This window comes from Xenorhabdus sp. NBAII XenSa04 (genome assembly GCF_963866145.1).
Taxonomy (GTDB): Bacteria; Pseudomonadota; Gammaproteobacteria; order Enterobacterales; family Enterobacteriaceae; genus Xenorhabdus; species Xenorhabdus indica.
This window is the reverse complement of record NZ_CAWMEB010000031.1, coordinates 1-1,416: the sequence shown is the minus strand read 5'-3', so window position 1 is coordinate 1,416 and position 1,416 is coordinate 1. Positions and strand designations below refer to the sequence as shown.

Sequence of the window (1,416 nt, the reverse complement as noted above, 5' to 3'; positions counted from 1 at the left end):
TTGAAAAAAGAACGAATATGCTGCCTTTCTTTATCGTGATCATACTGGTAACTGGCCATCCGCCCGTGATGACGAAAACTCAGACGGGTTAAATCAAACAGCGGATCATCCTCTTTCGCCCCACAGGCTCTCGCCTGTTCAAGGAGTTGCGCCAGCCGGGGTTTAAGCTGCCGGATCATCGGTATCCGCCACTCACTGTGATTTTTACTGCCCTCGACGCGCAATACAATATAATTGCCATCCAGGTTGATATCCCGTAATCGCAGGTGCAGTAACTGGTTCTGACGCATGCCCGTCAGCCGGAACGTATCCAGCACCGTCAGCCAATACCCGGTCGGGTATAAAGCACAACGCCCTCCCCGGGGAGCAACCTGTGTTCGCTCTTCTTCCCCATACTGCCCCATCAGCAAGTAGAGACGGGTTATCTGGACTTTACTCAGAATTTTCTTCTTTTTCTTCTCTTTTTTCACCGCCGCATTGCTAAACGGGTTCTCGGTAAATGGCAGCAGTTTCCTGTCCATCACGAAGTTAAAAATGGCCCGCAGGTGGGCCACCTTATTGTTCCAGGTATGGCTCGACTGTTTTTTCTCCATCAAAAGATGACGCCGCCACCGTAGCACATCCCGGTGAGTGACCTGTTCCGGCAACACCGTTTCTCCCATAAACTGGATAAAGACCCGGGTAACTTTGCGATAACTCCACTCGGTGGCCGGTCGCAACATATGTGAAAAAAAGTACTCTTCCAATAACTCATCCCAACTGATTTTTTCTGCGGCAGGCAACATGTTATTTTTTCCTTAATATATTAAATAAATCATGACACTCAATTGTTCATAAACGGTTTTATGGAAATACAAGATATAAATAATCAGTTAAACTATTTACATTACAATAATGTATTGTGGTTATCTTTTCTGGCAACATTTTCTTTATCCGATACAGACTGTTTGGCGAATTTCGAGCCGTGATGATGATTTTTTGCCTTCTCCTGATGAGAGGACCCATGACCGGATTGAAATAAAGACAATAACGTCTGGGTATCACTCTCGCCGGATGGCTCAGATGCCGGTGCCATTTCTAATGGGGAATCCGGAGAAGCCTGGCCAGGTTCAGGTGATACCCCGGCGACATCAGACAATTCTGCAGAATTCCCCGGTTTCAATAAAGGCGACTCCACCTGTCCGGCGGCTTCCTGAAGTAATTCATCAATCAACGGTACAGAGGATGAATGGCCACCAAGATGCAATGTCAGACAGGTCCATGCGTCCGGTACCAGAAACAACCAGGTCACCGCGGCTTCCGGCAGTAAACGGGCTGCCATCATGGCGTTCAGTGGCACAGACAAATCTGGCCGGGACGACCGGAACCGGAAACGAAAGCGACGGTCTGGCGTCCACAATCCCGGCTGCCAGTCAT

The 1,416-nt window shown here is 48.7% G+C and carries 1 protein-coding gene and 1 pseudogene; both read right to left on the bottom strand.

Annotated features, from left to right (window positions below; translation table 11 throughout):
* Positions 1–785: tyrosine-type recombinase/integrase (locus AAC147_RS01700; protein WP_047685052.1), on the bottom strand; the 785-nt coding region annotated here is incomplete at its 3' end.
* A 101-nt stretch (positions 786–886) separates the two neighbouring features.
* A pseudogene (locus AAC147_RS01695) lies at positions 887–1,416 on the bottom strand (TraI domain-containing protein); the annotation flags it as partial.